Raw genomic sequence first — 22361 nt, 5'->3', positions numbered from 1 at the left:
CGGTCAGCGGGCGCGGCGGCGCCGCGCCTCCTTCGGATCCAGCACCAGCGGCCGGTAGATCTCCACCCGGTCGCCGTCGCGCAGCGCTTGCCCAGGCGGCACGCGCTTGCCGAAGATGCCCAGCCGCTGCGGATCGACGAGCGCTGCGTCGTCGCCCAGGTCGATCGCGGCGATCGCATCGGCCACGGTAGCCCCTGCAGCGAGCGCCAGCCGCTTGAGCAGCATGCGCTGCGGCAGCGCCAGCACCACTTCCACCACGATCTCAGCCATACGTGCGCTGCGCCTCGCGGCTGAAGTCCTCGACCATCTTCGTCGCCAGCCCCTGGAAGCCGAGCTTGATCGCCGAAGCGCCCAGGCCCACGTAGTCGAAATCCAGCGCGAAGGCGATCTTGCAGCCGTGCTCGCCCAGCGCAATGAACTCCCACAACCCGTCCAGGCTGCGGAACGGCCCTTCCACCAGTTGCATGTGCAGGCGCCTGGGCGGCTCGGTGGTGTTGCGGGTGGTGAAGCTCTGCTTCAGGCCGGCGAACTTGAGGTCCAGCCGCGCCACCAGCACGTCGCCCTCGCGCTCGAGCACCTGCGCGCCGGCACACCAGGAGAAGCGCTTTGGGTATGCTTCCACATCGTTGACCAGATCGAACATTTGCGCCGGCGTGTAGTTGACCAGGGCGCTTCGTCGGATTTCGATCACGGGTACCTCATTCATCATTCGGGTGCGACGGCTTCCGGCGCATCCGCAAGGGCGCAAGTCTAGCGGACATGGCAAAAGCGAAGGACAAGGACAAGCACGCCGGCGGCACCATCGCGCTCAACAAGCGCGCGCGCCACGAGTACCACATCGACCAGCGCTACGAGGCCGGCATTGCGCTGCAGGGCTGGGAACTCAAGGCGCTGCGCGCCGGCCGGATCAATTTCGGCGACGGCTACGCGGTGGTGCTCAAGGGCGAGATCTTCCTGGTCGGCACCTCGATCCCGCCGCTGATCAGCGCCTCCACCCACGTGATCGCCGAGGACCGGCGCACGCGCAAACTGCTGCTGCACAAGCAGGAGATCGACCAGTTGATCGGCGCGGTCGAGCGCAAGGGCTACACGCTGGTGCCGATCGCGATGTACTGGAAGGGCAACAAGGTCAAGGTCGAGATCGGCCTGGCGCGCGGCAAGCAGGCACACGACAAGCGCGATGCCGAGAAGGAGCGCGACTGGCAGCGCGAGAAACAGCGCACCATGCGCGCCCACAACCGCGAGGCCTGAACGGCTGCCGCCGGGTGCATTGAAGCGCGCGACGCCGGCCCCATATACTTGTCCGACTGACCAGCTCAGATCTTCCCCGGGGGTGTCCTGGCTTCGACGGGGGTAGTGAGATGGCTTGGTGCATGCCGAGGGGGCAGCTTTCCTCGTAAATCCAGCCGCAAACTCATAGTTGCCAACGACGACAACTACGCTCTGGCCGCTTAAGGCCTAGCCCCGAACCCACTTGTGCCTGTGCTCGTGGATGTAGGGTCATCATCACAGGATCGCCCGAAGCCGCCGCCTGTCGGTCAGGGTCAAATCAAGCAGGCTGGTCCTTCGGCGCGCTTCGCACACCGTGCTGCCGCGGGACGAGATCCAACGGTGGGCTAAGCATGTAGTACCGGGCGTCAAGCGCCTTCGGACGCGGGTTCGACTCCCGCCACCTCCACCAATCGAACAAAAGGCCGGAACCGGGTTCCGGCCTTTTTGTTTGTTCAGCTCAGGAGCCGGCGGCGCTATTCGCCGTGGATGCCGCCGCGGGTCAGCGCGGTCGGGTCGAGCAGCTGCTTGAGTTCGTCCTTCGACAGGCCGGTGGTTTCCAGCGCCACGTCCATGATCGGGCGCTTCTCCTTGTAGGCCTGCTTGGCGGTGGCGGCGCCCTTCTCGTAGCCGATCACCGGATTCAACGCGGTGACCAGGATCGGATTCATCGCCAGCGCCTGGTTGACACGCTCGCGGTTGACCTTGAAGCCGGCGATGGCCTTGTCCGCCAGCAGCCGGCTGACGTTGCCCAGGATGTCGATCGACTGCAGCAGGTTGTAGGCGATCATCGGCAGCATCACGTTGAGCTGGAAATTGCCCGACTGCCCGCCGAGGGTGATCGCTGCGTCGTTGCCGATCACCTGCGCGGCCACCATCGCGGTGGCTTCCGGGATCACCGGGTTGACCTTGCCCGGCATGATCGAGGAACCGGGCTGCAGCGCAGGCAGCTCGATCTCGCCGAGGCCTGCCAGCGGGCCGGAGTTCATCCAGCGCAGGTCGTTGGCGATCTTCATCAGCGCCACGGCGAGCGTCTTGAGCGCGCCGGAGAGTTCCACCGCGGCGTCCTGCGCCGCCATGCCTTCGAAGAAGTTATCCGCCGACTCGAAGCGCACGCCAGTCAGGGTTTTCAGCTCGCGCGCGACCGCCAGACCGAACTTGGGATCGGCATTGATACCCGTGCCCACCGCGGTGCCGCCCTGTGGCAGGCGGCGCATGCGTTTCAGCGCGTCCTCGATGCGCTCGATGGACGAGCCGATCTGCGCCGCCCAGCCGGACAGTTCCTGGCCGAAGGTCACCGGCATGGCGTCCATCAAATGGGTACGGCCGGTCTTGGGCACGTTCTTCAGCTCGCGCGCACGCTTCTCGATGGCCTTCTTCAGATGCTTCAGCGCCGGCAGCAGGCGCTCGCTGGTCGCCAGCGTGGCGCTCACGTGGATCGCCGTGGGGATGACGTCGTTGGAGCTCTGGCCATAGTTGACGTGGTCGTTGGGGTGCACCTTGGCGCCGCCCTGCGCGGCCAGATGGGCGATCACCTCGTTGGCGTTCATGTTGGTGCTGGTGCCGGAGCCGGTCTGGAACACGTCGATCGGGAACTGTGCGTCGTACCGCCCCTCGGCCACCGCCAGCGCCGCCTTGCGGATCGCTGTCGCCTGCCCTTTCTTCAGATGCCCCAGCGCCAGGTTGGCGGACGCCGCGGCGGCCTTGATCAGACCCAGCGCGCGGATGAAGTCGCGCGGCAGGGCGAGTCCGGAGATCGGGAAGTTGTCGATCGCGCGCTGGGTCTGCGCGCCGTACAACGCATCGACAGGCACCTTCAGTTCGCCCATGCTGTCGTGTTCGGTGCGGTACTCGGCCATCGCGCGCTCCTTGGGTGTGGGGAAGGCGCCACTATAGGCCGGCCGGCATCGGCGCGGCGGCAATGTAAAATGCCGCGTTTCCCCTTGCCGGAACCCAAGCCGATGTCCACCCACGCCCTTACCGCCCTGTCGCCGCTGGATGGCCGTTATGCCGGCAAGGTCGAGGCGCTGCGCCCGATCTTCAGCGAATTCGGCTTGATGCACCGGCGCGTGCAGGTGGAGATCGAATGGCTGCTGGCGCTGGCCGCCGAAGGCGCCATCGTGGAACTGCCGCCCTTCTCCGGCGGCCAGGTCGACCAGCTGCGCGCCATCGCCAACGGCTTCAGTGTTGCCGACGGCGAGCGCGTGAAGGCGATCGAGGCCACCACCAACCACGACGTCAAGGCGATCGAGTACTTCATCAAGGAGCGCATCGGCGCCGACCCGGCGCTGGCGCAGGCGAAGGAGTTCGTGCACTTCGCCTGCACCAGCGAGGACATCAACAACCTGTCCTACGCGCTGATGCTGCGCGATGCGCGCGAGGGCGTGCTGTTGCCGATGTTCGACCGCCTCATCGCGCGCCTGCGCGAGATGGCGCACGCCAATGCCGGCCTGCCGATGCTCTCGCGCACGCACGGCCAGACCGCCTCGCCGAGCACGCTGGGCAAGGAACTGGCCAACGTGGTGGCACGCCTCGAGCGCCAGCGCACGCAACTCGCGGCGGTGGAAATTCCGGGCAAGATCAACGGCGCGGTGGGCAACTACAACGCCCATGCGATCACCTACCCCGAGCTCGACTGGCGCGCGTTCTCGCGCCGGTTCGTCGAGAGCCTCGGGCTGGACTACAACGCCTACACCACGCAGATCGAGCCGCACGACGGCGTGGCCGAGTACTGCGACGCGGTGCGCCGCGCCAACATCATCCTGATCGACCTGGCACGCGACATCTGGGGCTACATCTCGCTGGGCTACTTCAGGCAGGCGCTGAAGGCCGGCGAGGTCGGCTCGTCGACCATGCCACACAAGGTCAACCCGATCGATTTCGAGAATGCCGAGGGCAACTTCGGCCTGGCCAATGCGCTGCTCGGCCACTTCGCGGAGAAGCTGCCGATCAGCCGCTGGCAGCGCGACCTCACCGACTCGACCGTGCTGCGCGCGCTGGGCACCGCCTTTGGCCACACGCTGGTGGCGCTGGAGTCGCTGCAGAAGGGTCTGGGCAAGCTGACCGTGAACGCCGACCGGCTGGCGGCGGACCTGGATGCGAGCTGGGAAGTGCTGGCCGAGGCCGTGCAAACGGTGATGCGCCGCTACGGCCTGCCCGAACCCTACGAGCAGTTGAAGGCGCTGACCCGCGGCCAGGGCATCACGCGCGATTCCATGCGCCAGTTCATCAGCGGCCTGGACCTGCCCGCAGAGGCGCGGCAGCGGCTGCTGGAACTCACGCCGGGCGGCTACATCGGCCTGGCCGAAACACTGGCCAGGGACATCTGACCAAAGGCGCGGCCTGACCTCGTCACGCTTGCCGCGTCATCGCGCGGGGGGCATGCTGGCGCGATGAAGACTTCGGTGCCTACGGCTGCGGAACTTGCGATCCTGCGCGTGCTCTGGCGCGACGGCCCGTCCACCGTGCGCGACGTCCACGAAGCGGTCTATGGCGACACGGAGACCGGTTACACCAGCGCGCTCAAGCTCATGCAGAACATGCTGGCGAAGGGACTGGTGACCCGCGCCGAGGATGCCCGCCAGCACGTCTACGCCGCTGCGGTGTCGGAACGCCCCACGCTGAATCGGCTGGTACGCGGATGGATGGACAGCGCATTTGCCGGATCGTCGCTTGCGCTGGCGATGCAGGCGCTCGACGCGCGCCCCGTGCCGCCGGAGGAACTGGCGCAGCTCAAGGCGATGATCCGCAAGCTCGAAGGCAAGCCGTGAGCTTCTTCACCCTCGCCTACCTCGCCCGCCTCGAACTCTGGTGGCTGGTGGCGGCCTGCGTGCAAGGTGGCCTGGTGTTGGCCTCCTGGTATGCGTGGGACCGGGCGACAGCCGGTGCGACGGCAGCTTCACGGCACCGGCTGGCCTGCCTCCACTTCGTGGCCCTGGGCGTGCTGCCGGCGGGAACGGTGGCGATCCTGCATGGGACGGTCGCCGGCATGGGCATGGCGCCACCGCACGGGTCGCCGGTGACCGAACTGCCCGCGCTGATGGCAGGCTACCGCGCATCGCTCTGGCTGGCCCTGGCATGGGCGCTGCCGTGGGTCGCGGGCATCGCCGCGATGGCCTGGAGACTGGCACGGGACACCCGCCGGATCACCCGGCTGTCCTGTGGGCCGGCGCCTGCAGCCTGGATCGAAACCGTGCATAGGCTGGTACAGGACCATGCCGGCGTGAGACTCCCCGAAGTGCGCGTCGCGAACGTCGCCACGCCACAGGTCGTCGGCGTCTGGCGCCCCGTGCTGCTGGTGCCGCGCGGGCTGCCCCACCACCTGCCGGTCGACGAATGGAAAGCGGTGCTGCTGCACGAACTGGCGCACGTGCAGCGCCGCGATTTCAGCTGGAATCTGCTGCAGCGGCTCGCACTGGCACTGCTCTGGTTCCACCCGGCGGCCTGGCGGTTGTACCGCCAGGTATCGCGCGAACGGGAAGCCTGTTGTGACGAACTGGCGGTACGCCACGGCGCATCGACCGCGGCGCTTGCGCGCGCGCTGGTGCGGCTGGCGGAAAACCATGCGCAGCCGGCTACCGGCATGCCGATTTCTACGCGCAGCGATCTCGGCACGCGCGTCCATCGCCTGCTGGGCTCGGCACCTCGGGGGCTGCCTCCCCTGCGCTGTCGTGTCGCGGCTACGACCGTATCGGCCTGCTGTCTGCTGGCGCTGGGCGCCGGGCGGTTGGGACTCACGGACCCCGCGCTGGCCGATCTCTGTCGCGCCAGCGCCTTCGGGCCGACGCTCGTCGTCGATGCCCATGACGATGCCGGCTCGTTCATGCTGCGCATCCGCCATGGGCGCGTCCTCGGCGCATCGTTGGGACATCAGCCGCTGCCCCGCGACCGCATCCGGCAGCAGGGCGACCGCGTCACGCTGCTCGATCCGGCGCAGTCGCCGATGCTCGCCCTGATCGTGACGCCGCAGGGAAGGATCGAGTGGGAGAACCGGCGCTGATCGGCGATTGACAACATACGACGAGCGTCGTACAAGTTCTACGACAACCATCGTATGGAGATGCGCCATGCAGTCGACCTCCCCCGCCCGCTGCCTGATTCCGGCTGGCGCTTTCGTACTGGCCGGACTACTCGCGCTACCGGCACAGGCAGCTGTCGATTCAGCCGGAGCGACCAAGGTTTTTGGCGAAGCCAGGGCAATCTGCACACGCGATGCCGGTTCGTTGTGGGGCAAGACCTTGTGCGGCCCGATGCTGCTGGTCGACCCGACAGACCGCTCGCTCGCCGCCAATCAGCCCGATGCCGGTGGCGTCCTGAAGCGCTCTGGCCCCGTATTCACCGGTACGTTGCCATCGACGGTCGTGCTCGCCAACACGTCGATCAGTTGGTCGGGCACGCGTTGGAGCGAGATCCTCTGGCCGCTGCCCGATGACACCCAGCAACGCCAGGTGACGCTCGCGCACGAGATGTTCCATCGTATCCAGCCGGCATTGGGCATGAGTTGGCCCGAGGGCGACAACCGGCAGTTGGACACCATGCAGGGGCGCTATCTGCTGCAGCTGGAGTGGCGCGCCCTGGCGAGAGCCCTGCGTGCCCGGACCACCACCGATCGCACGACCGCCGTCGCCGACGCCCTGCTGTTCCGGCGCGAACGCTACCGTCGTTTCCCGAACGCGGCGGCCAATGAAGCCCGGCTCGAATGGAACGAGGGCGTGGCCGAATACACCGGCGTGCGCCTGGGACTGACGACGCCACAGGCCCGGATCGACTACGCGTTGCGGGATCTCTCCACGTTCGTATCGGCGCCGAGCTACGTCAGGTCCTTCGCCTATGCGACCGGCCCAGCCTACGGCCTGCTGCTGGACCAGGCCGATCCCGCATGGCGGCACAAGCTGGGCTCCGGCCAGCGGCTGGATCAGCTGCTCGCGTCGGCGTTGCAGTTGAAACCCCCAGCCTTCGCCACGCTGCAGGCCCGCGAGAAGGTCTATGACGACGGCAGCCTGTACGCCAGCGAGCTGCAGCACGATCGCAAGAAGCGCGCGCAACTCGCCGCGCTGAAGGCCCGGCTCGTCGATGGCCCCGTGCTTACCCTGCCGCTAAAGCACAGCAACTACCAGTTCAAACCGCAGACGCTGCTTCCGCTGGGCGATTTCGGCACGGTGTATCCGACCCTTCGCCTGGTCGACGACTGGGGTGTGCTGGAGGTCGATGGCGACGCCTTGATGGGCCGGCATGTCGCGGTCGTTTCGGCGACGGGATTCGATGCGTCGAGCCTGAAGGGCGCGGGCTGGCACTTGAGCCTGAACAAGGGTTGGGTGATCGTGCCCGGGGCACGCAAGGGCGATCTTCTGGTCAAGCGCACCGACGACGCAGAGCATTGAAGCCGAAGCGTGGTACCGGTTGGCGGCACATCGAGGTGCCGAAGACGTTGCCAAGCCGGGCCTGGATCGACCCCTCTCCCACCAGGAGAGGGGTCTGGTCCTGCAACTGCATGGTCGGCCTCAGGCCGCCGCGGTCGCCCGCCGTGCGAGCCCTTCGGCGTCCATCACCTCCTGTACCGCCGGTCGCTCGAGCATGCGGTGCTGGAACGCCTGAATCGCCGGGAAGTCGGACAGGTCCAGGTCCACGTGGCGCGCCCAGTTGGTCACGGTGAACAGGTAGGCGTCGGCCGCCGTGAAGTGGTCGCCGAGCAGCCACGGGTGCGTGGCCAGCGCGCTTTCGAGCACCGCGTAGCGCTTGCGCAGGTACTCCTTGCGCTCCTGCCGCGTGGCGTCGGGCGTATCCGGCTTGAACAGCGGGCTGTAGGTCTTGTGGATCTCGGAGTTGATGTAGCCGAGCACTTCCTGCAGGCGGTAGCGCGCCAGCGTGCCGTTGGCGGGCGCCAGGCCCGAAGCGGGCTTGAGGTCGGCCAGGTACTGCACGATCGCCGGACCCTCGGTGAGCAGTTGGCCGTCGTCCAGTTCCAGCGCGGGCACGTAGCCCTTGGGATTGATCGCCAGGAAATCGGCGCCGTCCTCGGTGCGCTTGGTCTTGCCGTCGACCTTCACCAGCTTGAGGTCGATGCCGGCCTCGCGCGCCACGATGTGCGGGGAAAGCGAGCAGGCGCCGGGCATGTAGTAGAGCTTCATGGGTCACTCCTTTGGGTGGGGAACGTGTCTTGCGACGACGTTCATGCATCCTAGCCTCGGAAGTAACCAATGGATACCACCTAACCATGGATTAGTGCGAAAATGTGGTATCCCCGCGGTTACCGCGTGCACGAGGAAAACCCGCCATGGGCCTGCCATTGCGCAAGAGCAAGGTTGCCGCGCCGCCGCCGGCGTGCCCGCTTACCGAGAGCCTGGCACTGCTGCGCGGCGCCTGGGCGCCCAACGTGATCTGGTACCTGAGCGCCGAACCGCGGCGTTTCGGCGAGCTGCGCCACGACATCCCGCGCATCTCGGCGCGCGTGTTGAGTGCGCGGCTGCGCGAGCTCGAATCGCGCGGGCTGGTGACGCGGCGGGTGCTGGACACCTCGCCGCCATCGGCCGAGTACGCATTGACCCCGCTGGGCCGCGAACTGCTGCCCGCCATCGAGGCGCTGGCCCGCGTGGGGCGCAAGCTGATCGACCAGTGGGAACTGGGGAAGGCCGCGCCGCGTGTGCGAACCAAGGCACGCAAGGCGGCCTAGCGGCGAGGCGTTCATCGGCCTGGCCCGGCGGTGCGGACTGGCCGATGAAGCCGCGATACGGCGGCGCCTCGTAGGGTGGGCTTCAGCCCACCGTGGGCGTGCGACTAGGGCTGGTGGGTTGAAGCCCACCCAGCGCATGCAGCCCAGCGTACTGTGTTGGTCGGCGCCTGCGGGGAAAGGCGCCCCGCAGGCTTCAACCGGCCGCCGCGGCGACCTGCTGCCCGAGCGCGGACGACCCCTGCTCCACATCGTCCGATCCCTCGTTGACCCCCTCGAACAGGAACGTCGACAGGTAGCGCTCGCCGGTGTCAGGCAGCATCGCCAGCACCACCGAGCCCTCCGGCGCGCTCCTGGCCACTTCCAGCGCCGCGGCGAGCGTGCCGCCGGAGGACAGGCCGACGAAGATGCCTTCCTGCTGCGAGAGCGCACGCGACGTGTCGCGCGCCACCGTGTCGTCGACGGTCAACAGTTGGTCGACCACCTTGCGGTTGAGCACCGCCGGCACGAAGTCGGGCGTCCAGCCCTGGATCTTGTGCGGCTGCCATTCCTTGCCGCCGAGCAGCGAGGCGCCCGCCGGCTCCGCGCCAATGACCTTCACCTCGGGGCGCGCCACCTTGAGCACCTCGCCCACGCCGGTCAGCGTGCCGCCGGTGCCCCAGCCGCTGACGAAGTAGTCCAGCCGGCGGCCGGCGAAATCGGCGAGGATCTCCGCCGCGGTGGTCTGGCGGTGATAGGCCGGGTTGGCCGGGTTCTCGAACTGTCGGGCGAGGAACCAGCCATGCTTCTTCGCCAGCTCCGCCGCCTTCTCGACCATGCCTGTGCCGCGCGCCGCTGCCGGGGTCAGCACGACCTTGCCGCCGTAGGCGCGGATCAGCTTGCGCCGCTCGATCGAGAAGGTCTCGGTCATCACCGCCACGAACGGGTAGCCGCGCGCGGCGCACACCGCCGCCAGCGCCACGCCGGTGTTGCCGGAGGTCGCCTCCACCACGGTCTGGCCGGGCTTCAGGTCGCCGCGCTGCTCGGCGTCCAGGATGATCGCCAGCGCCAGGCGGTCCTTCACCGAGCCGGCCGGATTGAAGGCCTCCACCTTGACGTAGAGCTCGACGTTTTTTGGGGCAAGCCGGTGCAACTTGACGATCGGCGTGCGGCCGATGGTGTCGAGGATGCTGTCGTAGATCATGGAAGTGCTCCTTCGGATAGGTGCCGGCGTTCACGCCGGCGCGGGTAGTTCAGGCCTGGTGGAGCGCGGCGAGCACACCGTCCTGGTGCCTCGCCGGGCGGACGCGGGCGGCCCTGCCCGCATCGCCGATGTCGTGGACCGTCGCACCCAGCGGCGGTGCCCCGAACCACGCCAGCGAACCGGCCAGCGCGGCGACTTCGCCGAGTATCAGCAGTGCAGGTGAATGGACCGCATGGGCGGCGGCGCGTTCGACCAGTTGCGCCAGCGTGCCGGTGACCACGCGCTGCTCCGCGCGCGAACCGTTCTCCACTAGGGCGAACGGCGTGGAAGGTGAGCGACCGTGTTCGAGCAGCCGCGACTGCAGGCCGGCCAGTTCGCCCACGCCCATGTAAACCGCCAGCGTCTGCCGTTCATGGGCCAGCGCGGCCCAGTCCAGCGTGTCGTGCGAGGCCTGGCAGTGCCCGGTCAGCAGGCGCACCGACTGCGCATGGTCGCGGTGGGTCAGCGGCACGCCGGCGTAGGCGGCGCAGGCCAGCGCGGCAGTGATGCCGGGGACCACCTCGTAGCCGATGCCGTGGGCGCGCAGGAACTCGAGCTCCTCGCCGCCGCGGCCGAACACGAACGGATCGCCGCCCTTCAGCCGCACCACCCGGCGCCCTGCGCTGGCGTGCTCGAGCATCAGGCGATGGATCTGCTCCTGCGTGGCATGGTGGTTGCCGGCCTGCTTGCCGACCTCGATGCGCTCGGCGTCGCGCCGCGCGAGCGCCAGCACCTCGGCACTGACCAGGCGGTCGTGCAGGATCACGTCCGCCTCGTTGAGTGCGCGCAGGCCGCGCAGGGTCAGCAGGCCAGGATCGCCGGGGCCAGCCCCGACCAGCACGACCGTTCCCGCGGTGGCGGCCGGTTCGCCGGCCAACGCCTGCTCTGCCGCAGCACGCGCCTCGGCCTCCCGGCCCTGGCGCAGCAGCGCCGCGACCGGTCCCGCAAACAGGCGCTCGTAGTAGCTCCGCCGCGCCGCCGGCTGCGGGAAGCGCAGGCGGATGCGCGGGCGCAGCCGTGCGGCCAGCGCGGCCAGCGCGCCCAGCGAATGATCCAGCAGGGTTTCCAGACGCTCGCGCAGCAGCCGCGCCAGCATCGGTGCCTGGCCGCCGCTGGAGATGGCGATAGTCAGCAGTGCGCGGTCGATCACCGCCGGGACGTGGAAAGTGGACAGTTGCGCGTCGTCCACGACGTTCACAAACAACCGCCGCAAGCCTGCCAGTTCGGCGATCAACGCGTTGGTCGCGCGATCGGACGTGGCCGCCACCACCAGCCAGATGCGGTCCAGCCAGCTTTCGCGGAAGGCCTCGGGACGGTGGGCGATGCGCCCCTGCTCCACCCAGCCGCGGAGCATCGGCGTCAACTGCGGCGCGTTCACCGTCACCTGCGCTCCGGCGTCCAGCAACGCGGCCACCTTGCGCTCGGCCACGGCGCCACCGCCCACCACCAGCACGGCGCGGCGGGAAAGGTCGGCGAACAACGGGTAAAGCTTCAAGGCGGCGGACCTGGGCGATGGGGTCTGGTCACGCTAGGTGGCGCCCGCGCGGGCGGCAAATGATTTGTCGCCGGCCGCTTATGCGCAGGCGTTATGTTGACGCCGCGCGTCGTATATTCCTTGACACGACAATGCATTGGACGTATAGACGTCCAAATATGAAGACCTACGACGCCCCGACCGGAGGGCGGGTGCGTGCTCCCGAGCGATGTATCCGTGCGCCGTCCGCATCCACCCCTCCCACCGAACGAACACGGATACCCCGCCATGACGCTGGTCCAACTCCGCTACCTGGTCGCGATCGCCGACGCCGGCCTCAACATCACCCTGGCCGCCGAGCGCGTGCATGCCACCCAGCCCGGCCTCAGCAAGCAACTGAAGCAGCTTGAGGACGAGCTCGGCTTCAAGCTGTTCGTGCGCAAGGGCAAGAGCCTGGACGCGGTGACCCACGCCGGCCGCCAGGTACTCGACCGCGCACGCGTGGTGCTGGCCGAGGCCGCGAACATCCGCGCCATCGCCGCCAACCTTCGCAACGAGGCGCACGGCGAACTGCGCATTGCCACCACCCACACCCAGGCGCGCTTCGCGCTGCCCGCCTCGATCGCCGCGCTCAACCTGGCCTATCCGCAGGTGAGCGTGCACCTGCAGCCCGGCCAGGATGCCGACGTGCTGGCGCAACTGGACGCCGGCCGCGTGGACATGGCCGTGATCAGCACGGCAGGCGCGCCGCCGTCCACCGGCATCGCCCTGCCCGCCTACCGCTGGCATCGCGTGGTCGTCGCGCCGACGGGCCACGCCCTGGCGCGGCGCGCGCTGCCGCCGACGCTGGCCGAGCTCGCGGCCGAGCCGCTGATCAGCTACGACTCCTCGCTCAAGCCGGAATCCTCGCTGCGGCGCGTATTCGAAACAGCGGGCTTCGAGCCGCAGATCGCGATGACCGCCGGCGACGCGGATCTCATCAAGACCTACGTGCGTGCCGGACTCGGCATCGGCGTGCTGGCTGAAATGGCCATGCTGGCGGCCGATGCGGACCTGCACGTGCTGCCGGCCGACCACCTGTTCCCGCAGTGCACGACCTGGATCGTGCTGCGGCGGGAAGCAGTGGTGCGGGAGTTCGTGCTGGAATTCATCGGCCAGTTCGCGCCGCACCTGGATCGACGGGACGTGGCGCGCGCGTTGGCCGGGGACGAGGCTGCCGCCGGATGGCCCCAAGCGCCGCACTGGCGCGAGCGGTCGGTCGCGCTTCCGGACGCTGCCTAAGCTCTTGCTCCCTCCCCTTTTGAGGCGAGAGTCGGGGTCAGGGCGGGGCTCGCGAAAGTGCTGCTGACCCAAGCTCGGCCCAAAACTTTTGTTCCCGGGAGATTCAACGGCTGCTCACCTAGCCTCCCGCGAGCCCCGGCTCCTCACCCCAACCCTCGCCCCGGAGGGGAGAGGGAGCAAAGCGGCTTACGGTGCCTTTGCCGGATGCCGCTCGCGCAGGATCTGCACCACGTCGGGGAAGGAAAACCAGTCGGGGATCTCGGTGCCCTCGCGCAGATGCCGCCGCAGTTCGGTGCCGGAGATGTCGCGCACTTCGTCGGTGACAGCCACTTCGGTCGACGGGACGTAGGTATCGCGGTTGACCACGTAGACCATCGCCGGGAACGGCACGACGCGGATGCCAAGTTCCGCCTGGTGCTTTTCGAGCAACTGCTGCGCTTCGTAGGGGCCATAGAAGGGCTTGCCGCTGGCATCCTTGCCTGGCCCGGCATGGTCGCGCCCGACGATGAAATGGCTGGCGCCGTAGTTCTGCCGGATGATCGCGTGCCACAGCGCCTCGCGCGGGCCGCCCATGCGCATGGCCAGCGGCAGCAGCGAGAGCCTGGCGTGACCCTCGGGATAGTGCGAAAGCAGCGCGCGATAGCACTGCACGCGGGTGCGGTAGTCGACGTCGTCCGGCTTGGTGCGCCCGACCGAGGGTTGGATCAACAGCCTGGCGCCGACCTGCTCGGCCGCGCGCAGGGTCAGTTCGCGGTGCGCCCGATGCATCGGGTTGCGCGTCTGGAAGGCCACGATGCGGTCCCAGCCATTGGCCTCGAACCAGGCACGCAGGCTTAGCGGGGTGTCCCGCAGTTCCGGAAAGTCCTCGTGCGCCGGCGGCTGGATGCCGCGCACGCGGCCGCCGAGGTAGACCGGTCCGGTGCGGTCGAGCAGTTCGGCCACGCCCGGGTGTGCGCGGTCGCTGCTGCCGAACACCTGCTTCGCTTCATGCAGGCGGTCGGGCCAGTAGATGTCGTGCACTTCCAGAACCGCCAGCGGCGTGCCCCGCCCATCGCGCAACACCACCTCGCTGCCGTAGGAAAGGCCGGCCGAGAAAGCCTCGCTCACGTCCAGCGTGATCGGCATCGGCCACAGCGTGCCATCGGACAGCCGCATGGCCTCGACCACGCCGTTGTAGTCGTTGCGGCCGAGGAACCCCTCCAGCGGCGAGAAGGCGCCGCTGAGCAGCAGTTCGAGATCACACAGCTGGCGCGTGTCGAGCTCCAGCGACGGCAGGTTGCCGCAGCGGCTCCCGAGTGCGTCGGCTTCCTCGGGCGGCAGGTACAGATCCTTGAGCACCCCGCCGTGCGGGGCGACCAGCCGGCCGGTGACACCCGTGTCGTCAGCGAGGGCAGTCATGCTCATGTCCATCATCCTCCGTTCGCTCGACATCCCAAGGCTAGTCCAAGGCTCAGGCGATATTGTGCAGGCCGCATTCACGCGTCAGGCCAAAGAAGCGCGTGTCGTCCGGATCCATGCCCGGCTCCCAGCGGTGGCTGGTGTGCACGTCGCCGATGGAGGTGTAGCCCTGGTCCCACAGCGGGTGGTACGGCAGGCCGTGGCGCTTGAGGTACATGCCCACGTCGCGGTCGCTCCAGTCGGCCAGCGGATGGAACTTCCAGCGGTCGCCGCGGTGCTCGGCGAAGCCGACCCCGGCGCGCGTGCGCGTCTGGCTGCGGCGCAGGCCGGCGAACCAGCCCACCGCACCGAGCTCGGCCAGCGCACGCTGCATCGGTTCGACCTTGCGCATCTGGTTGTAGCGCTCGATGCCCTCCACGCCCTGCTCCCACAGGCGGCCATGGCGTGCCTCCATCCAGGCCGGACTCACCGCCGCGCGATAGACCTTCAGGTTGAGCCTGAGCCGCGCGGTGAGCTCGTCGACGAAGCGGTAGGTTTCCGGAAACAGGTAACCGGTGTCGATCAGCACCACCGGGATGCGCGGGCGCTGCCGGCTCACCATGTGCAGCGACACCGCCGCCTGCGCGCCGAAGCTGGAGGACAGCACGTGCTCGCCCGGCACGTTTTCCAGCGCCCAGGCGACGCGCGCTTCGGCGTCCAGGCCGGACAGCAGCGCGTTGATGCCGTCCAGGTCGCGGGGTGGTTGAAGAACGGGGACCGCGCTCATGCGACCACCTCGGCCGGGATCGTCCGCCGCGCCGGCGGCGGCGCCAGCACGCCGCTGCGCAGCAGGAAATCGCCGAAGCCCTCACCGGGCGCGCGTGCGGCGGCGTAGCTGGCGAACAACGGTTCGAGCGCGTCGAGGATGGCCGCCTCGTCCACGTTCTCGCGATGGACTACGTTCATGCGCTGGCCGGCAAAGTCCGCGCCCAGGCGCAGGTCGTAGCGGCCCGGTGCGCGACCGACCAGTGCGATCTCGCCGAGGTAAGGCCGCGAGCAGCCGTTGGGGCAGCCGGACAGGCGCAGCAGGATCGGCGCGTCGAGCAGGCCGTGATGTTCCAGCCGGGCCTCCAGCTTTTCCAGGATCGTCGGCAGGTAGCGCTCGCTCTCGGCCATCGCCAGGCCGCAGGTGGGCAGCGCCACGCAGGCGATCGCGTGGCGGCGGATCGCGCTCTGCCGGCGGTAGCCGTCCAGGCCGTGCGCGGCGACGATGGCGTCGATGCACTCGCGGTCGGCGGCGTCGACGTTGGCGACGATGACGTTCTGGTTGCAGGTCAGCCGGAAGTCGCCGGTGTGCGCGCGCGCCAGTTCGCGCATGCCGCTGAGCAGGCGTAGGTCGCCGCGATCGAGCAGCCGGCCGGACTCGATGTGCAGGGTGAGGTGCCAGCGGCCGTCCTCGCCCTGCAGCCAGCCGCAGCGGTCGCCGTTGTGCTCGAAGCGGAATGGCCGCGCCGGCTGCAGCGCGAAGCCAAGGCGCCGTTCCAGTTCGGCCACGAAGGCGTCCGTGCCGCGATGGTCGAGCGTGTACTTCAGCCGCGCGTGCCTGCGCTCGCGGCGGTCGCCCCAGTCGCGCTGGATCGCGATCACCTGCTCGGCCGCCTCGCGCAACTGCTCCGCCGTGACGAAGCCGATCACCTCGCCCAGCCGCGGATACGTGGACGGATCGCCGTGGGTGGCGCCCATGCCGCCGCCGACGGCCAGGTTGAAGCCGGCCAGCCGACCGTTCTCCTCGATGGCGATCAGGCCCAGGTCCTGCGCGAACACGTCGATGTCGTTGAGCGGCGGGATGGCCAGGCCGATCTTGAACTTGCGCGGCAGGTAGGTGCGGCCGTACAGCGGCTCGGGCTCCGGCTCGCCGACCAGCTTTTCGCCGTCCAGCCACAGCTCGTGGTAGGCGCTGGTCTGCGGGGCGAGTTCGGCCGACAGCTTCGCCGCCCAGGCGTAGGCCTCGGCATGCACGGAGGAACGCTCCGGCAACGGCGTGGCCACCACGTTGCGCAACACGTCGCCGCAGGCGGCGATGGTGCTGGCCATGGCGTGGTTGATCGCCGCGATGGTGCATTTCAGGTCGTGCTTGAGGATGCCGTGCCACTGGAAGGTCTGGCGCGTGGTGATGCGCAGGCCGCTGCTGGCGTATTCGGTGGCGAGCCGGTCGAACACCAGCCATTGCGCCGGCGTGACCACGCCGCCCGGCAGCCGCGCGCGCAGCATGAAGGCGTACAGCGGTTCGAGCTTCTGCTTGCGGCGCTCCTCGCGCAGGTCGCGGTCGTCCTGCTGGTAGCTGCCATGGAACTTCAGCAGTTTGGTGTCGGCCTCGCTGATCGCGCCGGTGACGGCATCGGCCAGGCCTTCGGCGATGGAGCCGCGCAACTGGCGGCTCCGGTCCTTGATGTGTTCGAGTTCGGAAAGCTCGGATGCCATGTCAGTACACGTCGCGGGCGTAGCGGCCCTGGGTGAGGAGGTCGGCGAGCCAGGACTTGGCATCGTCGGGGGAATGGCCGCCGTGCGCCACGGCGATGTCGATGAGCGCGGCATGGACGTCCCTGGCCATGTGGTTGGCGTCGCCGCAGACGTACAGGTGCGCGCCTTCCTGCAGCCAGGCGTAGAGTTCCCGGCCCTGCTCGCGCAGGCGGTCCTGGACATAGGTTTTTCGCGCATCCTGCGCAAAACCCCGCCCATCCATGGGCGGACTCTTCACAAAAGCCCCGCTTCCATCGCGCGAGAAGGCGAGGTCGAGGCGATGCAGCGCGCCGCTCTTCAGCGCGTCCTGCCATTCGACCTGGTAGAGGAAGTCGCGGGTGAAGTGGCGATTGCCGAACACCAGCCAGTTGCGGCCGCGCGCGCCGGTCTCGCGGCGGTCCTGCACGAAGGCGCGGAACGGCGCCACGCCGGTGCCGGGGCCGATCATGATGACGTCGCGCGCGTCGTCGGCCGGCAGGCGGAAGCGGTCGTTGGATTCGATGAACACCGGCACCGTGGCGTCTTCTTGCACCGCCGAGAGGAAGGTCGAGGCCGCGCCCCAGTGCGGCGTGCCGAAGGCCTCGTACTCGACTCGTGCGACGGTAAGGTGAACCTCCTCCTCGCCCACCGCGCGCGGGCTGGACGCGATCGAATAGAGCCGCGGCGTGAGCGGGCGCAGCGCGGCGACCAGGTCTTCCGCGCGCCAGGCGGCGCGGTAGCGGCGCAGCAGGTCGATCGGCTGATGGCGGTCCAGCAGCTCGGCGAACGCGGCGGCGTTCTCCTTGCGCAGCACGCGCATCAGGTCGGCGTGGCCGCTTGCGGCAGCCTGCGCGGCGACGAAGCCGCGGGTGAGCCGGGTCAGTTCGCGTTCGCGCCCGAGCCATTGCGCCAGCGGCAGCGTGCGGCCCTGGTGGGCAACCTCCCGCTCGCCGTCCAGGCGCAGCGCCTGCAGCCAGTCCTGGACCAGCGCGGGCGGGTTGGTCGGCCAGATGCCGATGGCGTCGCCCGGCGCGTAGCGCAGGCCGGAGCCTTCCAGCGACAGCTCCAGATGATGCACGGCGCGTTCGCTGTCGCGCGAGACGATGCGCTGGTTGGCAAGCACGGTGGCAGCGAACGGCTGCTCGCGCGAATGCGTGGCGCGGCTGGGCAAGGCGTGCACGGTGGCGCTGCGCGCGGTGGCGGGCGTGGTGTTGCCGAGCACCTCGCGCGCCTGCTCCAGCGCCATGGCCGACCACGGCGCGGCAACCTCGTCGATGTCCACGTCGGCCTCGCCCAGCGGAGCGAAGCGCGAAGCGCCAAGCTCGGCCAGGCGCGCATCGAGCTGGCGGCCGATCGCGCAGAACTGCGGATAGCTGGAATCGCCCAGGCCGAGCACCGCGTAGTGCAGCGCAGGCAGCCGTGGCGCGCGTTTTCCGCTGATGAACTCGACCAGGCCGCGGGCATCGTCGGGCGGCTCGCCCTCGCCCTGGGTGCTGATCACCACCAGCAGGTGGGTTTCCCTGGCGAGCTCGCGCTGCGGGTAGGCATCCGCGCGCACCAGCCGCGCCGGCAGGCCCGCCGATTCGCTGCTGGCCGCGAGCTGTTCGGCCAAGCGCTTGGCGTTGCCGGTCTGGCTGCCATAGAGGATGGTCAGCCGCGGCGCGTCCGGCGCCTCCGCCGGCGCGCTGCCGGCCAGCCGCACGCCGCGCTGTGCCTGGCCGGCACGGGCGGCGCTCCAGGCTGCCACCCAGTACAGCTCCTCCGGGGCCAGCCCCTCGGCCAGCCGGGCAAGCAAGGCGGTCTTCTCCGCGTTCAGTGCGGCAGGCAGCGGCTCCGGGGCAACCAGGGCATTCACGTGGCTGAAATCCTATGGACGTCCAAACGGGATTCGGCCAATCTAGGCGGCGCCTTCGCGCTTGGGAAAGGACGCATGGGCATGTGGATATGCCGAGCCCTTATTTCTGCGTACAGCAAGCGCTGCGGATACTTCGGGCTCCCCTTCTCCCAGGCGAGCCATGCTCCCCAGCACCGAGTTCCTCACCTTCGCCGCCGTCGGCGCGCTGGCGCAGCTGGTCGATGGTGCGCTGGGCATGGCCTATGGCGTGGCCTCGGCGGCGATGCTGCTGGGGCTGGGCGTGCCGCCGGTGACCGCCACCGCCAGCGTGCACCAGGCCGAGGCGTTCACCTGCGGCGCATCCGGCCTCAGCCATTGGCTGGCCGGCAACGTGCGCTGGCCGCTGTTCTGGGTGCTGGCCATCCCCGGCGTGATCGGCGCGGTGGCCGGCGCGGCGGTCGTGGTGCACGTGCCGGCGGAGTGGATGCGCCTGGCGCTGACGCCCTACCTGCTCGGCATGGGCGTATTCCTGTTGCTGCGCGGGGCGTTCGGCCGGCTGCCCCAGGCCGACGTGCCGCGCGGCACGCCGGTGCTCGGCCTGGCCGCGGGCTTCGCCGACGCGGTGGCCGGCGGCGGCTGGAGCGCGTTGACGGTGACCACGCTGGTCGCCCGCGGCGCCACGCCGCGAATGGTGGTCGGCACCGTGCACCTGGCCAAGTGCGTGGTGAGCATCGCCGCCAGCATCAGTTTCCTGCTGCTGGTGGGCTTGAGCCACGGCATCGCCGTGCTCGGCCTGATCGCCGGCGGCGTGGTGGCTGCGCCGGTGGGCGCGATATTCGCGCGGCGCATGCCTGCGCGGTTGGCCACGGTGCTGGCGGCGGTCGCTGTGCTCGGGCTGGGCGTGAGCAACGTGGTGAAGGCTTTCGGCTAGACGCGATGTCGAGTCATGCGTGGGCGCGGCCTGCCGCCTGCGCCCGCCTTACAATGCGCGGATGACCGACAAGCTCCCCATCGAAGTGCGCGGCTCCGCGAAACAGCCGCTGGGCATGACTCCCGCACAGTTCCTGCGCGACTACTGGCAGAAGCGCCCGCTGCTGATCCGCAACGCCTTTCCCGGTTTCCAGCCGCCGCTGCAACCTGACGACCTCGGCGGCCTGGCCTGCGAGGAAGGCGCGCTGTCGCGGCTGATCGTGCACGATGAGAAGCGCGAACGCTGGTCGGTGAAGACCGGCCCGCTCGACGAAGCCGACTTCGATCGCACCCCGGACCGCAACTGGACCCTGCTGGTGCAGGACGTGGACAAGTGGGACGCCGACGTGGCGCAGTTGCTGGAGCACTTCCGTTTCCTGCCCAGCTGGCGCGTCGACGACGTGATGGTGTCCTACGCCGAGCCCGGCGGCGGCGTCGGCGCGCACGTGGACCAGTACGACGTGTTCCTGCTGCAGGGGCTGGGCCAGCGGCACTGGGCGATCAGCACCGACCCGGACGCGCCGAAGGACTTCCGCCCGGACGTCGAGCTCAAGCAACTGGTGCACTTCGAACCCACCCACGAATGGCTGCTCGAACCGGGCGACATGCTCTACCTGCCGCCCGGCGTGCCGCACGATGGCGTCGCCTTCGGCGGCCCGTGCATGACCTTCTCGATCGGCATGCGCGCGCCATCGCAGGCCGAACTGACCGGCGACCTGGCCGACTACCTCGCCGAGCGGCTGGACGAATCGCAGCGCTACACCGACCCGGATCTCGCGCCGGCGCGCGCGCCCGGCGAAATCGACGCGGACGCCCTCGCGCGCCTGCGCGCCACGCTGCCCTTCGCCGCGGCGCTGGACGAGGACAGCCTGCGCGACTGGTTCGGGCGCTTCATCACGCGCTACCGCAATGCGCAGACGCCGGCGCCGCCAGGCAAGCCGATGACCCTGCCCGCCCTGCGCAAGCGCCTGGAGGCCGGCGCGGTCGTGCTGCGCCATCCGTGGTCGCGGCTGGCGTGGAGCCGCGGCCGCCGCGATGCGATCCTGTTCGCCAACGGCCAGGCCTGGCCGGCTCCGGCCGAACTGGCCCGCCGCCTGTGCGCCGAGCGCACGCTCGCGTTCGGCCCGGTGCCTGGCGATGGCGAGCTGGAACTGCTGCTCGCGCTGCTCAACGACGGCCTGCTCGTGCTGCACAAGGCGCGCCGGTGACAGCCGACGCACCCGTACCGGGCGAGCCGCTGCCGGCCGGCAACCACGAGCAGTTGGCTGCCGCACGCCTGGCCCTGCTGGCGCAGGCCCGCCGCCAGGTGGACATCCGCCTGCCGCGCCTGGACGGCTCGCTGTACGCAGGGACGGAAGAGCTGGCCGAACTGCGCCGACTCGCCACCGGCGGGCGCGGCGCGCAGATCCGGCTGCTGCTCGGCGACCCGGCCGCCGCCCTGCGCGACGGCCACCGGTTGATCCTGCTGATGCAGCGGCTGCCGAGCGTGATCCTGGTGCGCGTGCCGGTGGACGAGATCGACCTGGGCAACCCGTCCGCGAGCCTGCTCACCGACGTCGGCGGCTACCTGTTCCAGCCGGACGCCGAACGCCCGCAGGGGCGCGCCGCGCTTGCCGACCGCCCCGGCTGGGCGCCGTTGCGCCAGCAATTCGACGAGATGTGGGAGCGCGCCGAGCGGGCGCGCATGCTGCAGCCGCTGGACCTTTAGAAGCCGCTCGCGAGCGGTCTACATCACCTTCCGGTTCTTGCGTCCGATCGCCACGATGATGACCGCGAAGGCGGCCAGGCGGATCAGGTAGGCGACGCTGCGGTCCTCGAAATAGACGTTGGTCATGGCGATCACGGCCTGCGCCAGGCCGAGCAATCCGAACGCCAGCGAGAAGGCGAGGAACAGCGTGTCGCGGGTGCGCCGCCAGAAGCGCAGGAAGAACAGCCCCGCGGCGAAGAAGCCGAGCGTGACGGCGCCGGAGAGGAAGTAGATCAGCAACGTCATTCCCCTTCTCCGTTCCAGATGAAGCCGAACAGCAGCGTGGCCACCGCCGCCAGCGAAAGCAGGCCGCGCGGCACCGCCAGGTCGACCGAATCGGGAAAGACGATCAGGTCCAGCACCAGCAGCAGGTTCTGCATCGCCAGCAGCAGGAAGCACAGCGCGCTCCAGAACAGCATCCCGGCGCGGGTGCGATGAAAGCTCCGGCCCAGCATGACCGCACAGACCGTGCTGGCCAGGAAGCACAACAGGTAGACCGCCGGTGCAAAATACTGGGACACGCTCTAGTCCTTGCGGAATCGAAAGGCGTCGGCGAACGCGACGAGGTTGTCGGACCGGGATCGCATGATTAGGCGCAGCACGGCGTCGGGAGAGCGTGCATAGAGGGCCTGGGCGGCTTCGACCAGTTCGTGGAGGTCTTCGGAAGCCGGTCCGTAGCGGACCAGATCCTCGCTCTCGCGCACGATCAGGCCTGCGGCGTGGAGGGATTCCACCGCCTGGCTTACGACCAGTTCGCTGGCTCGCAGCGCATCGACCAGTTCCGGGGAAGACCAGCAGCGCGCAGGGTCGCGCAACAGCAGGAACAACAGCTCCATCGACCAGATGGACCGGAATGTCGACCGCAGGAAGCCGGCTACATCCTTCTCCAATGGCATCCCGAAATTGGCCCCCTCGTCTGGCGGATCACCGCGCGCTTTCCCCTCCCCCAAAAGCCGATCCCAAGCGGAGCGACCTGACGCACATAACCGCCCGCATTCTATGGACTCTTTCCCACGAAGCCAA

The 22361-nt window shown here is 69.2% G+C and carries 23 protein-coding genes and 1 other RNA gene; 11 read left to right on the top strand and 13 right to left on the bottom strand.

Annotated features, from left to right (window positions below; genetic code table 11):
* Positions 1-3 precede the first annotated feature (3 nt).
* Entirely contained in the window at positions 4-270 is a 267-nt protein-coding gene (locus AAIL17_RS08455; protein WP_424682386.1) for an RnfH family protein, read from the bottom strand.
* Complete coding sequence (locus tag AAIL17_RS08450) at positions 263-691, bottom strand: type II toxin-antitoxin system RatA family toxin (RefSeq protein WP_424682385.1); 429 nt, start codon at positions 689-691, stop codon at positions 263-265. Before AAIL17_RS08450 ends, AAIL17_RS08455 begins: the two co-directional genes overlap by 8 nt.
* A gap of 68 nt (positions 692-759) precedes the next feature.
* On the opposite strand from AAIL17_RS08450, the gene smpB reads away from it, so the two are divergent.
* Positions 760-1251, top strand: coding sequence for an SsrA-binding protein SmpB (gene smpB, locus AAIL17_RS08445; protein WP_091336452.1), 492 nt, complete (start codon positions 760-762; stop codon positions 1249-1251).
* 78 nt (positions 1252-1329) lie between these two features.
* Positions 1330-1681: a transfer-messenger RNA gene (ssrA, locus tag AAIL17_RS08440) on the top strand.
* A gap of 64 nt (positions 1682-1745) precedes the next feature.
* On the opposite strand, the gene AAIL17_RS08435 is transcribed toward ssrA, so the two are convergent.
* Complete coding sequence (locus tag AAIL17_RS08435; RefSeq protein ID WP_424682384.1) at positions 1746-3128, bottom strand: class II fumarate hydratase; 1383 nt, start codon at positions 3126-3128, stop codon at positions 1746-1748.
* Between the two features lie 102 nt (positions 3129-3230).
* Here AAIL17_RS08435 and purB point away from each other — a divergent pair, with 102 nt between their 5' ends.
* The 4 genes from purB to AAIL17_RS08415 all read left to right on the top strand — a co-directional run bounded on the left by purB (position 3231) and on the right by AAIL17_RS08415 (position 7649).
* Positions 3231-4598: an adenylosuccinate lyase gene (gene purB, locus AAIL17_RS08430; RefSeq protein WP_424682383.1), complete on the top strand. Its 1368-nt coding sequence runs from the start codon at positions 3231-3233 to the stop codon at positions 4596-4598.
* A gap of 75 nt (positions 4599-4673) precedes the next feature.
* Entirely contained in the window at positions 4674-5039 is a 366-nt protein-coding gene (locus AAIL17_RS08425; RefSeq protein ID WP_424682382.1) for a BlaI/MecI/CopY family transcriptional regulator, read from the top strand.
* Entirely contained in the window at positions 5036-6268 is a 1233-nt protein-coding gene (locus tag AAIL17_RS08420) for a M56 family metallopeptidase (protein ID WP_424682381.1), read from the top strand. Before AAIL17_RS08425 ends, AAIL17_RS08420 begins: the two co-directional genes overlap by 4 nt.
* A gap of 67 nt (positions 6269-6335) precedes the next feature.
* Complete coding sequence (locus AAIL17_RS08415; RefSeq protein WP_424682380.1) at positions 6336-7649, top strand: hypothetical protein; 1314 nt, start codon at positions 6336-6338, stop codon at positions 7647-7649.
* A 120-nt stretch (positions 7650-7769) separates the two neighbouring features.
* Here the strand turns inward: AAIL17_RS08415 and gstA are convergent, their stop codons facing one another.
* Entirely contained in the window at positions 7770-8396 is a 627-nt protein-coding gene (gene gstA / locus AAIL17_RS08410; protein WP_424682379.1) for a glutathione transferase GstA, read from the bottom strand.
* Between the two features lie 146 nt (positions 8397-8542).
* On the opposite strand from gstA, the gene AAIL17_RS08405 reads away from it, so the two are divergent.
* The gene (locus AAIL17_RS08405; protein ID WP_424682378.1) at positions 8543-8938 is read left to right on the top strand and encodes a winged helix-turn-helix transcriptional regulator; all 396 of its coding nucleotides are present in this window, start codon (positions 8543-8545) and stop codon (positions 8936-8938) included.
* Positions 8939-9131: 193 nt separating this feature from the next.
* Here AAIL17_RS08405 and cysK read toward each other — a convergent pair whose 3' ends face one another.
* Positions 9132-10118 (bottom strand): cysteine synthase A, encoded by a 987-nt coding sequence (cysK, locus tag AAIL17_RS08400; protein WP_424682377.1) that lies wholly within the window; start codon positions 10116-10118, stop codon positions 9132-9134.
* A gap of 49 nt (positions 10119-10167) precedes the next feature.
* Complete coding sequence (gene cysG, locus AAIL17_RS08395; protein WP_424682376.1) at positions 10168-11652, bottom strand: siroheme synthase CysG; 1485 nt, start codon at positions 11650-11652, stop codon at positions 10168-10170.
* A 267-nt stretch (positions 11653-11919) separates the two neighbouring features.
* Here cysG and AAIL17_RS08390 point away from each other — a divergent pair, with 267 nt between their 5' ends.
* Positions 11920-12912 carry a LysR substrate-binding domain-containing protein gene (locus AAIL17_RS08390; RefSeq protein WP_424682375.1) on the top strand — a complete coding sequence of 331 codons (993 nt, stop codon included), beginning with the start codon at positions 11920-11922 and terminating at the stop codon, positions 12910-12912.
* Positions 12913-13098: 186 nt separating this feature from the next.
* On the opposite strand, the gene sat is transcribed toward AAIL17_RS08390, so the two are convergent.
* The 4 genes from sat to AAIL17_RS08370 are packed head-to-tail and all read right to left on the bottom strand — an operon-like array spanning position 13099 to position 18643.
* Complete coding sequence (sat, locus tag AAIL17_RS08385; RefSeq protein ID WP_424682374.1) at positions 13099-14316, bottom strand: sulfate adenylyltransferase; 1218 nt, start codon at positions 14314-14316, stop codon at positions 13099-13101.
* Positions 14317-14362: 46 nt separating this feature from the next.
* Positions 14363-15076: a phosphoadenylyl-sulfate reductase gene (locus AAIL17_RS08380; protein ID WP_424682373.1), complete on the bottom strand. Its 714-nt coding sequence runs from the start codon at positions 15074-15076 to the stop codon at positions 14363-14365.
* A complete protein-coding gene (cysI, locus tag AAIL17_RS08375; RefSeq protein WP_424682372.1) occupies positions 15073-16770 on the bottom strand; it encodes an assimilatory sulfite reductase (NADPH) hemoprotein subunit in 1698 nt (565 codons plus the stop codon). Before cysI ends, AAIL17_RS08380 begins: the two co-directional genes overlap by 4 nt.
* Position 16771: 1 nt before the next feature.
* Entirely contained in the window at positions 16772-18643 is a 1872-nt protein-coding gene (locus tag AAIL17_RS08370; protein ID WP_424682371.1) for an assimilatory sulfite reductase (NADPH) flavoprotein subunit, read from the bottom strand.
* Positions 18644-18803: 160 nt separating this feature from the next.
* On the opposite strand from AAIL17_RS08370, the gene AAIL17_RS08365 reads away from it, so the two are divergent.
* The 3 genes from AAIL17_RS08365 (at position 18804) to AAIL17_RS08355 (ending at position 21299) form a co-directional block, all read left to right on the top strand.
* Positions 18804-19553 carry a sulfite exporter TauE/SafE family protein gene (locus AAIL17_RS08365; RefSeq protein ID WP_424682370.1) on the top strand — a complete coding sequence of 250 codons (750 nt, stop codon included), beginning with the start codon at positions 18804-18806 and terminating at the stop codon, positions 19551-19553.
* A gap of 61 nt (positions 19554-19614) precedes the next feature.
* Positions 19615-20799, top strand: a complete 1185-nt coding sequence (locus tag AAIL17_RS08360; RefSeq protein ID WP_424682369.1) for a JmjC domain-containing protein — start codon at positions 19615-19617, stop codon at positions 20797-20799.
* Positions 20796-21299, top strand: a complete 504-nt coding sequence (locus AAIL17_RS08355) for a hypothetical protein (protein WP_424682368.1) — start codon at positions 20796-20798, stop codon at positions 21297-21299. The genes AAIL17_RS08360 and AAIL17_RS08355 overlap by 4 nt, the downstream gene beginning before the upstream one ends.
* A gap of 18 nt (positions 21300-21317) precedes the next feature.
* Here AAIL17_RS08355 and AAIL17_RS08350 read toward each other — a convergent pair whose 3' ends face one another.
* The 3 genes from AAIL17_RS08350 to AAIL17_RS08340 are packed head-to-tail and all read right to left on the bottom strand — an operon-like array spanning position 21318 to position 22174.
* The gene (locus AAIL17_RS08350) at positions 21318-21584 is read right to left on the bottom strand and encodes a DUF5985 family protein (RefSeq protein WP_424682367.1); all 267 of its coding nucleotides are present in this window, start codon (positions 21582-21584) and stop codon (positions 21318-21320) included.
* Entirely contained in the window at positions 21581-21859 is a 279-nt protein-coding gene (locus AAIL17_RS08345; protein ID WP_424682366.1) for a DUF5985 family protein, read from the bottom strand. Before AAIL17_RS08345 ends, AAIL17_RS08350 begins: the two co-directional genes overlap by 4 nt.
* Before the next feature lie 3 nt (positions 21860-21862).
* On the bottom strand, positions 21863-22174 hold the full coding sequence (locus AAIL17_RS08340; protein WP_424682365.1) for a hypothetical protein: 312 nt from the start codon (positions 22172-22174) through the stop codon (positions 21863-21865).
* Positions 22175-22361 lie beyond the last annotated feature (187 nt).

The organism is Frateuria sp. YIM B11624 (assembly GCF_049727805.1).
GTDB lineage: Bacteria > Pseudomonadota > Gammaproteobacteria > Xanthomonadales > Rhodanobacteraceae > Frateuria_A.
The sequence above is the reverse complement of the archived record's forward strand: the minus strand, read 5'-3'. Positions and strand labels throughout refer to the sequence as shown.

Excerpts from the sequence above, each read along its gene's own strand:
- AAIL17_RS08350 (WP_424682367.1), bottom strand. The coding sequence starts at position 21,584 with ATGACGTTGCTGATCTACTTCCTCTCCGGCGCCGTCACGCTCGGCTTC.
- AAIL17_RS08365 (WP_424682370.1), top strand. The coding sequence starts at position 18,804 with ATGCTCCCCAGCACCGAGTTCCTCACCTTCGCCGCCGTCGGCGCGCTG.
- AAIL17_RS08390 (WP_424682375.1), top strand. The coding sequence starts at position 11,920 with ATGACGCTGGTCCAACTCCGCTACCTGGTCGCGATCGCCGACGCCGGC.
- AAIL17_RS08455 (WP_424682386.1), bottom strand. The coding sequence starts at position 270 with ATGGCTGAGATCGTGGTGGAAGTGGTGCTGGCGCTGCCGCAGCGCATG.
- smpB (WP_091336452.1), top strand. The coding sequence starts at position 760 with ATGGCAAAAGCGAAGGACAAGGACAAGCACGCCGGCGGCACCATCGCG.
- purB (WP_424682383.1), top strand. The coding sequence starts at position 3,231 with ATGTCCACCCACGCCCTTACCGCCCTGTCGCCGCTGGATGGCCGTTAT.
- AAIL17_RS08360 (WP_424682369.1), top strand. The coding sequence starts at position 19,615 with ATGACCGACAAGCTCCCCATCGAAGTGCGCGGCTCCGCGAAACAGCCG.
- AAIL17_RS08380 (WP_424682373.1), bottom strand. The coding sequence starts at position 15,076 with ATGAGCGCGGTCCCCGTTCTTCAACCACCCCGCGACCTGGACGGCATC.
- cysK (WP_424682377.1), bottom strand. The coding sequence starts at position 10,118 with ATGATCTACGACAGCATCCTCGACACCATCGGCCGCACGCCGATCGTC.
- AAIL17_RS08415 (WP_424682380.1), top strand. The coding sequence starts at position 6,336 with ATGCAGTCGACCTCCCCCGCCCGCTGCCTGATTCCGGCTGGCGCTTTC.
- AAIL17_RS08340 (WP_424682365.1), bottom strand. The coding sequence starts at position 22,174 with ATGGAGCTGTTGTTCCTGCTGTTGCGCGACCCTGCGCGCTGCTGGTCT.
- cysI (WP_424682372.1), bottom strand. The coding sequence starts at position 16,770 with ATGGCATCCGAGCTTTCCGAACTCGAACACATCAAGGACCGGAGCCGC.
- AAIL17_RS08405 (WP_424682378.1), top strand. The coding sequence starts at position 8,543 with ATGGGCCTGCCATTGCGCAAGAGCAAGGTTGCCGCGCCGCCGCCGGCG.
- sat (WP_424682374.1), bottom strand. The coding sequence starts at position 14,316 with ATGAGCATGACTGCCCTCGCTGACGACACGGGTGTCACCGGCCGGCTG.
- AAIL17_RS08435 (WP_424682384.1), bottom strand. The coding sequence starts at position 3,128 with ATGGCCGAGTACCGCACCGAACACGACAGCATGGGCGAACTGAAGGTG.
- gstA (WP_424682379.1), bottom strand. The coding sequence starts at position 8,396 with ATGAAGCTCTACTACATGCCCGGCGCCTGCTCGCTTTCCCCGCACATC.